Below are 5,292 nucleotides of genomic sequence, written 5' to 3' on the forward strand. Positions count from 1 at the left end.
GGATCCAGTTTCAGCATGGTGACTTTCAGCCCGCGCGCCTCCAGAATGGCGGCCAGTGAAGCGGCTGCAATACCTTTACCTAGTGATGAAACCACACCACCCGTCACGAAAATATAGTTTGTCATGCGAAACCTAAGACTTGGGAGTTAATCGGAAATCCGTACCACAACGCAAAACACACCACCAAAAGTGGTTTGTCGGGGTGCGAGTGGAATTCTTATCAGGACGGGAAAGTAGTATACGCAAATACCGCTTATCTCTCAATCTAAAAGCGTCATCGGCGAGCAATTTCTGTGCGAAGGGGCATTGCCGAACGGCAAGCCCCTAAAGGCTTGTCTAGTCCTGGCTTAGGCGCTTAAGGCTATACAAGGCGTCCAGGGCCTGACGGGGGCTAAGCTCGTCAGGATTCAGACCTTTTAAGGCCTTACGCAGCGGGTCATCCAACTGAATAAAATCCAACTGACTGGCTGCCGGGCTTGATGTCGACCCTGTAGGGCGGTTGTCGCTCTGCTCAAGTTCCAACAACTTTTGTCTGGCGGCCTGAATAACCGGGCGGGGTACACCGGCCAGCATAGCGACCTGCAAGCCATAACTGCGGTCGGCTGCACCTTCCTGCACGGCGTGCATAAAGCTGATACCGTCCTCATGTTCCACTGCATCCAGATGTACATTGGCCAGTGATTCCATGGTCTCGGCCAGCTGCGTCATTTCAAAATAGTGGGTGGCAAAGAGGGTAAAAGCACTGAGTTGCTCGGCCAGATAGCAGGCCGTGGCCCAGGCCAGGGATAAACCGTCATAGGTACTGGTGCCGCGACCAATTTCGTCCATCAGCACCAGGCTGTTGGCGGTGGCGTTGTTGAGAATATTGGCAGTTTCGGTCATCTCCACCATAAAAGTAGAACGGCCTGAGGCCAGATCGTCAGAGGCGCCGATACGGGTAAATATACGGTCTATAGGGCCGATTTTGGCGTTTTCCGCTGGTACAAAACTGCCTATGCTGGCCATTAACGCAATCAGCGCGGTCTGACGCATATAGGTAGATTTACCGCCCATGTTCGGCCCGGTAATAATCAGCATGCGACGTTTATGGCTAAGGGCCAGGGGGTTGGCAATAAAAGGCTCGGTCAATACCTGTTCGACCACCGGGTGACGGCCGCGGTCATACTGAATGCCTGGCTCTGAACTGAACTCGGGCCTGTGATAGTCATACAACTGAGCACAGCCTGCCAGATTACACAGCACATCCAGTTCGGCCAGTGCCGCCCCGCTTAGCTGCAATTCAAACAGTTGAGGCAGCAGGGCATCAAACAGGGCGTCATATAGCTGTTTTTCCAGCGCCAGGGCACGGCCCTGACTGGTCAGCACTTTATCCTCGTATTCCTTTAGTTCAGGAATGATATAGCGCTCGTTGTTCTTAAGGGTCTGGCGACGCACATATTCTGCAGGCACTAAATCGGCATAGCCGCGGCTGACTTCAATATAGTAGCCATGCACTTTATTAAAACCCACCTTCAGGGTGGGAATGTCGGTACGTTGTTTTTCTCTTGCTTCCAAGAGTTCAAGGTAGTCTGTGGCACCTTTGGACAACGCGCGTAGCTCGTCCAGCTCGGCATGATAACCAGGAGCAATTACACCGCCATCGCGAATCAATACCGGCGGGTTGTCGATAATCGCCCGTTCCAGCAGATCCAGCAGCTCGGGGAACTCATTGATTTCGCCTGACAAGCTATGCAGCGGCGAACAATTCAGGGTGGTCAGGAAACTGCGAATGGCCGGCAATTGACCAAAGGCCTGACGCAGTCTGGCAAAATCCCTGGGCCTGGCGCTACGCAGAGCCAAACGGCCCAATACCCGTTCGATATCGCCCACTTGTTTTAAATAATCACGCAGTTCCTGCAGGTCGGCATCCAACAGCGCGGCAATACTGTCCTGGCGCCGCGTCAGGGTTTGAATATCGGTAAGGGGGCGGTGCAACCAGCGCTGCAGCAAACGGCTACCCATGGCGGTGCTGGTTTTATCCAATACTGAGGCCAGAGTGTTGTCCAAGGTGCCGGCCAGATTCTGGGTCAGCTCTAGATTGCGTCTGGTGGCGGCGTCCATCTGTACGGTATCACTTTGGGTTTCCAGACGAATGGCACGAATATGTGGCAGGGCGGCACGCTGGGTGTCTTTTACATACTGAATCACGCAGCCCGCAGCACACAGACCCAGCTCGGCTTTATCCACGCCAAAACCACTTAACTCGCGGGTGCCGAATTGCTGGTTAAGCTGGGTAATGGCGGTTTGCAGGTCAAATTCCCACTCGGGGCGACGGCGCAGTCCGCGGCGCTGTTCAATTAAATGCAGGGCTGCCAAGCCTTCGGGATAAAGCAGTTCGGCGGGCTGAGTGCGTTGCAGCTCGGCAAGCAGCGCTTCTTCATTTTTAAGCTCGGATAAACTAAAGCGCCCACTGGATAGTTCCAATGTGGCATAGCCAAAGCCTTCCTTACCTTGCCAGATTGCCGCCAAGAGGTTATCGCGTCTGTCATCCAGCAAGGCTTCATCAGTAATAGTACCCGGTGTGACAATGCGCGCCACTTTGCGTTCAACCGGCCCTTTGCTGGTGGCCGGGTCGCCCACCTGTTCGCAAATAGCTACTGATTGGCCGAGCTTAACCAGCTTAGCCAGATAGCCCTCTACCGCATGGTAGGGAACCCCGGCCATAGGAATTGGGTCACCGCCGGATTTACCCCGTGCGGTCAGGGAGATATCCAGTAACTGCGCGGCTTTTTTGGCGTCGTCATAGAAAAGTTCGTAAAAGTCCCCCATCCGGTAAAACAGCAGAATATTCGGATGCTCAGATTTGATCCGCAGGTACTGCTGCATCATGGGCGTGTGCTGAGCGAGTTGCTGTTCATCGAAAAGACCGGCTTGCGAGGCAAATTTATCAGAGGGCATAATGACGCTATTCTTGTTTATTGTCGGAGTAAGGAATGATGACGACAGATACTAACCTGCGTCTGGCCGAGCAGCTAGGCGACGCCCTAAAGCAAAAGGGCTGGACTATTACCTGCGCCGAATCCTGCACCGGAGGGGGCATAGGATACGCCATTACCAGCATATCTGGAAGTTCTGGCTGGTTTGAACAGGGCTTTATTACTTACTCGAATGACGTTAAAGAGCGTTTACTCGGAGTGCATCACGACACACTTGTTGTACATGGTGCGGTCTCTGCACAAACCGTGGAAGAGATGGCACAAGGTGCGCTTAAGGCGGCAAAGGCAAATATAGCCATTGCGGTGAGTGGCATCGCCGGCCCGGATGGCGGCAGCCCGCAAAAACCGGTGGGCACGGTATGGTTTGGTATTGCCCTGGCAGACAAGGTGGTCAGTGTACATCAACGCTTTGAAGGTGACCGTCAGCAAGTGCGAGAGCAGGCCATTGATTTTGCCCTGCAACAGGCTGTTGAACATATTCGTTGATGAACTGCATCGGTTAGTTTTTATTTTTTAAGCAAGCTAATCATAGTTTCTAATTTTTGTTGTTGGCCCTCCTGGGGCCAACCAACTAGCTGGCCGACAAGTTCTTTTTGTTTAAAAAAGTACAGTGTTGGTGTCGACCAGGAACTAATCGACGGCCAGTCTTCTGGCTGGTTTACCAGATAGTATGGAATGGGATATTGCTTATTGGCATTGAGTACTTCTTCAAGCCAAAGGCGACCTGTTGCTGGTAAGATCCAAGTTGAATGCTTCTTAAAAAAATCTAGATACTCCGTATTCTCCAATAACCAGGCACTAAATCGTCGGGACGGGGAGCATAAGGGAGAGCCCACTACAATAATATCTATTTCGTGCCAGTCAAAATTTATGGCATTGAGTTCCGATGCTGAGTCATTTACCTGAAGTAGTTGAACTGTCATGTCGCTGCGGATATTTAGTGTTGGGAGTTTAGGAAACTGAATCTCTGGAAATTGAATACGAAGATCTTCGGCTTTCTCGAAAAGTCTTTTTTGGACAAAAGCCTCAAAGAGATACTCAATGTTGATTTTTTGCGCATCAGATAACGCTAAACCAGATGACAGAATCCTTTGACGATTGGCTACTTCAAGATCTAACTGGAAATTCAGGCTTTCCAGGCTAGGGGAGTAAAAGTTTATCCTCTTCATCAACGCGCTAAGCTGAGCTGCTGATTCTTTTTCATCGTTAGTGAGAAGTTCCGCTTTCTTTCTCTTTATACAGTTTTCAAACAAAGCGGAATAATAATCGGGCCTAAGATCTATATTGACCGTCAGTCCATTGGCTAAAATTCTAGTTTCCTGACTTTTTTTATCTATCTCGTATAAAAGAGGGGATAAATCTATCAAAGATTTCTGGTCGGAACTTTTACAAAATTCCTTAACTGAAAGTTTTTCTCCATATACTGTTCGGTCAAATAGAGCGAAGAGAAGAAGGACATGAAAAGTGCAGATTGCGAACTTGTGAAACCTTTTCATACGTCGGCATATTTCCATATTTAAAATGTGGCTTCCCATTGAGCTTGTTCAAGTGTAGGGCAGCATTTGGTTTGCGTTGTATCTATTTGTTACTCAGCGACGGTGGTTCTATCTCAGTTGTCGCCGTTTAGTTATAAAGTCTTTTTGGGTACTTGAAACTGTATGGTTATACAGTATACTTGCCCCATATCCTGATCAACATCACTAGCTCAAGTAAGGAGCGACCAATGGAAGATAATAAAGCCAGGGCCCTATCGGCTGCCCTGGGACAAATCGAGAAACAGTTTGGTAAAGGTGCCATTATGCGTCTGGGTGATAACCAGGCCATGGACATTGAAGCAATTTCCACCGGCTCACTGAGCGTAGATGTTGCCTTAGGTATTGGCGGTTTGCCTTGTGGCCGGGTGGTGGAGATTTATGGTCCTGAATCATCAGGTAAAACCACGCTGACACTGCAAGTGATTGCCCAGGCGCAGAAAATGGGTAAAACCTGTGCCTTCGTGGATGCTGAACACGCCTTAGACCCGGTTTATGCCGGTAAGCTTGGGGTGAATGTGGAAGAGCTGCTGGTGTCTCAGCCTGATACCGGCGAGCAGGCCCTGGAAATCTGTGACATGTTGGTGCGCTCTGGCGCAGTCGACGTGGTGGTGGTCGACTCGGTGGCGGCACTGACCCCTAAAGCTGAAATTGAAGGCGAAATGGGTGACTCCCACGTCGGTCTGCAGGCGCGTTTGATGTCTCAAGCGCTGCGTAAGCTGACCGGTAATATCAAACGCTCCAATACCTTGTGTATCTTCATTAACCAAATTCGTATGAAGATT

The 5,292-nt window shown here is 50.4% G+C and carries 5 protein-coding genes; 2 read left to right on the forward strand and 3 right to left on the reverse strand.

Translation table 11 applies throughout. From position 1 onward, the window contains the following. A partial coding sequence (locus J0A65_RS27340; protein WP_232849904.1) for a hypothetical protein occupies positions 1 to 125 on the reverse strand: 125 nt, incomplete at its 3' end. 211 nt (positions 126 to 336) lie between these two features. After that, complete coding sequence (gene mutS, locus J0A65_RS11445) at positions 337 to 2,937, reverse strand: DNA mismatch repair protein MutS (protein ID WP_206594309.1); 2,601 nt, start codon at positions 2,935 to 2,937, stop codon at positions 337 to 339. Between the two features lie 38 nt (positions 2,938 to 2,975). Here mutS and pncC point away from each other — a divergent pair, with 38 nt between their 5' ends. Further along, a complete protein-coding gene (gene pncC, locus J0A65_RS11450) occupies positions 2,976 to 3,461 on the forward strand; it encodes a nicotinamide-nucleotide amidase (RefSeq protein ID WP_206594328.1) in 486 nt (161 codons plus the stop codon). A gap of 20 nt (positions 3,462 to 3,481) precedes the next feature. Here pncC and J0A65_RS11455 read toward each other — a convergent pair whose 3' ends face one another. After that, entirely contained in the window at positions 3,482 to 4,471 is a 990-nt protein-coding gene (locus tag J0A65_RS11455; protein WP_206594310.1) for a hypothetical protein, read from the reverse strand. Between the two features lie 227 nt (positions 4,472 to 4,698). On the opposite strand from J0A65_RS11455, the gene recA reads away from it, so the two are divergent. Further along, on the forward strand, positions 4,699 to 5,292 hold a 594-nt coding region (recA, locus tag J0A65_RS11460), incomplete at its 3' end, for a recombinase RecA (protein WP_206594311.1).

The sequence above is a fragment of the Bowmanella yangjiangensis genome, from assembly GCF_017255015.1.
GTDB classification, from domain to species: domain Bacteria; phylum Pseudomonadota; class Gammaproteobacteria; order Enterobacterales; family Alteromonadaceae; genus Bowmanella; species Bowmanella yangjiangensis.